Source organism: Flavobacterium sp., assembly GCF_035760125.1.
Taxonomy (GTDB): Bacteria; Bacteroidota; Bacteroidia; order Flavobacteriales; family Flavobacteriaceae; genus Flavobacterium.
Map to the genome: position 1 here is coordinate 1 of NZ_DASTTN010000159.1, position 3,440 is coordinate 3,440.

Below are 3,440 nucleotides of genomic sequence, written 5' to 3' on the forward strand. Positions count from 1 at the left end.
AACGAGCCATCTGAGGCTTTTGCACAAAAATATATTCAAGATGCTATAGCTTTCTTCGGAAAAATAGAAGCATACAGAGCCAAAGATTTAGCTAATGCATAAAATGATACAACCCAAAGTAACTTTAGTGGGCGCAGGACCTGGCGACCCGGACTTGCTTGCGCTCAAAGGCGTAAAAGCACTTGCTGAAGCGAATGTGGTTTTGTATGATGCTTTGGCCAATGAGGAAATAATGAAGTACGCTCCTCAAAATTCCATAAAAATATTTGTGGGTAAAAGAATCGGTTGTCACGAATATTCGCAAGATCAAATCAATCAATTGATTGTTGATAATGCGTTGACTTACGGTCACGTGGTTCGGTTAAAAGGAGGAGACCCATTTATTTTTGGAAGAGGAAGTGAAGAAATAGATTACGTAGAAAGTTTTGGAATCCCTACATTTGTAGTACCCGGAATTTCATCCGCGATTGCAGTTCCCGCTTATCAGGGAATTTCATTGACCAAAAGAGGAACTTCCGAAAGTTTTTGGGTAATCACAGGAACCACTTCCAATAGAAATTTGTCTAGTGATATTGCTCTCGCAGCAAAATCATCAGCAACAGTGGTGATTTTGATGGGAATGAGTAAACTATCACAAATTGTTACTTTATTTCAAAAAGAATCCAAAGGGGAAACGCCCATTGCGATTATTCAAAACGGAACAACACCAAATGAAAAAATAGGTGTGGGAACAATTGATACAATTCAAGAAGTAGCTGTCGAAAATAAATTAAGTTCGCCAGCAATTATCGTAATTGGAGAAGTGGTCAAAGAAAGCAATCAATTGAAAGGGTTTTACGAAGAGTTTGTAACTGCTGAAATAAAGTTATAATGGAAAGAAACGAATTATATCCCATTTTTTTAAAACTGCATAACATCAATGTACTTATTGTAGGTGGTGGGAATGTTGGTTTGGAAAAATTGTCGTTTATGTTGAAATCCAGTCCCAACGCCAATGTTGAGGTAGTGGCGACAAAGTTTTTACCCGAATTGGAAGCATTAGTCGAAAAACATCCTTCAGTTAAATTGACCCAAGCGAAGTTCAAGAAAAAAATGCTCAAGAAGCGACATATGGTTATCGCTTGCACTGATGATTTGAAAATCAATAAGCGTGTTTATGAGTTAGCTCGAAAGCGTTATTTGATTTGCAATATTGCCGATACTCCCGATTTATGTGATTATTATTTGGGTGGAATTGTAACCAAAGGAAACGTGAAAATTGCCATTTCAACCAATGGAAAATCACCAACAACTGCCAAAAGATTGCGTGAGTTTTTTGAAGAAGTAATTCCGGAAGACATCAATAAAATGGTAGAAAACCTGAATGAATACCGAAAGACTTTAAAAGGTAATTTCGAAGAAAAAGTTCAAAAAATGAATGAAATTACAGAAGGACTGAAAAAATAATGAATATAGAAATAACGGATAAAATTCTCTGACATTAATCATATTTAGAAATTGAAATCATTCGTTCATTTGCACACAAAATAAAAATAGTAATAAAAAAAGAAGTAAATTTAAATATAATGGTAAAAACAGACATACTTATAATAGGAGCCGGGCCAACAGGTCTATTCGCCGTTTTCGAAGCGGGTTTATTAAAATTAAAATGTCATATTCTGGATGCCTTACCACAACCTGGAGGGCAGTTATCAGAGTTGTACCCTAAGAAGCCTATCTACGATATTCCAGGATTTCCTGAAGTATTGGCAGGTGATTTGGTGGATAATTTAATGGAACAAATCAAGCAATTCGAACCTGGATTTACTCTTGGTGAGCGTGCCGAAACTATCGAAAAACAAGAAGATGGCAGTTTTATTGTTACTTCAAATAAAGGAAAGAAATTCCACGCGCCTGTTGTAGCTATTGCTGGAGGATTGGGGAGTTTCGAACCGAGAAAACCACTTATCGAAGACATTGAGTTTTACGAAAACAAAGGGGTTAAATATTTTATCAAAAATCCAGAAAAATTCAGAGACAAAAGAGTCGTGATTTCCGGAGGAGGAGATTCAGCTTTGGACTGGAGTATTTTCTTGGCTAATGTTGCTTCAGAAGTAACTTTAATTCACCGCAGAAACGAATTTAGAGGAGCTCTTGATTCTGTGGAAAAAGTGCAGGAATTAAAAAATGCCGGAAAAATCAAAATGATTACTCCAGGAGAAGTAATAGGTTTGAACGGAGCTGAGCATTTAGAGTCCGTTGATATCGAAGAGGATGGTGCACACCAAAACATTAAATGCGATTATTTCATTCCGCTTTTTGGATTGACGCCAAAATTAGGTCCAATTGCACACTGGGGATTGGAAATCGAAAAAAATGCAATCAAAGTAAACAACGCCTTGGATTACCAAACAAATATCCCTGGAATTTTCGCCATTGGTGACGTAAATACCTATCCGGGAAAATTAAAATTGATTCTTTGCGGATTCCACGAAGCCACATTAATGTGTCAAGCGGCTTACCAAATTATCAATCCTGGTAAAAAATATGTTATGAAATACACCACCGTTTCCGGAGTCGACGGATTCGACGGTACTCGTAAAGAAGCTCCAAAAGCGGTAGTGAAAGCTATTGTTTAAGTTGCTGAGTTACTAAGAAACTAAGATTTTTATAAAAGCTCAAACTTGTAATACGGTTTGAGCTTTTTATTTATCGCTATTGAGTATAAAAGATTCACAAATTTGGCTTAATAACTTAGCCTCTAAGAATCTTAAAAAAAAATACTTGCAAGTGGCAAGGCTATTTCATAACTTTGCGCCGTTCCTATTTTTATTGAAAGTTATCACGAAAGGCGGAGGGAAAAGACCCGATGAAACCTTAGCAACCTCCCGTCCTTACGGGAAAGGTGCTACATTCTACCACGCATTGCGCGGATAGATAACGCAAGAATACATCCCCGTATTTTTCAAACCTTTTCCTGACAACATTTCGATAATTTTTTTAGAGCGAATGATTGGCTCATTTTTTGCAGTCAGCGTTCCCGCTTTCCGTTGCAATCTTTTTGTCTCGTAAAAAAACGAGCCAAAAAGGATTTTCACTGCAATCGGGGCTAAAGAGCCAGAATTAGGAATTTTAGGAATTAATAATCAAATGCTTTGTGTTTAGAACCTTAGCGATTTAAATAAGAATATGTCAACAATTCAAGAAGAAATAAAAAAGAGAATACTCGTGCTCGACGGAGCAATGGGGACAATGCTGCAACGTTATAATTTCTCCGAAGAAGATTTTCGTGGCGAACGATTCAAAGATTTTCCACATCCGCTTAAAGGGAACAATGATTTATTGTCCTTAACGCAACCTCAAGCCATCAAAGCAGTGCACGCTGCTTATTTTGAGGCAGGAGCAGACATTGTGGAAACCAATACTTTCTCAGGAACTACCATCGGAATGGCGGATTATTA

At 37.2% G+C, this 3,440-nt stretch carries 4 protein-coding genes and 1 riboswitch; all 4 genes read left to right on the forward strand.

Annotated features, from left to right (window positions below):
• Positions 1 to 94 precede the first annotated feature (94 nt).
• Positions 95 to 871, forward strand: coding sequence for a uroporphyrinogen-III C-methyltransferase (gene cobA, locus VFS71_RS06125; protein ID WP_326400010.1), 777 nt, complete (start codon positions 95 to 97; stop codon positions 869 to 871).
• A complete protein-coding gene (locus VFS71_RS06130; protein WP_326400012.1) occupies positions 871 to 1,446 on the forward strand; it encodes a bifunctional precorrin-2 dehydrogenase/sirohydrochlorin ferrochelatase in 576 nt (191 codons plus the stop codon). Before cobA ends, VFS71_RS06130 begins: the two co-directional genes overlap by 1 nt.
• A gap of 119 nt (positions 1,447 to 1,565) precedes the next feature.
• Positions 1,566 to 2,618: an NAD(P)/FAD-dependent oxidoreductase gene (locus tag VFS71_RS06135; RefSeq protein WP_326400014.1), complete on the forward strand. Its 1,053-nt coding sequence runs from the start codon at positions 1,566 to 1,568 to the stop codon at positions 2,616 to 2,618.
• Positions 2,619 to 2,815: 197 nt separating this feature from the next.
• Positions 2,816 to 2,923: riboswitch (SAM riboswitch) on the forward strand.
• 245 nt (positions 2,924 to 3,168) lie between these two features.
• Positions 3,169 to 3,440 (forward strand): homocysteine S-methyltransferase family protein (locus VFS71_RS06140; protein WP_326400016.1); only part of this gene is annotated, 272 nt, incomplete at its 3' end.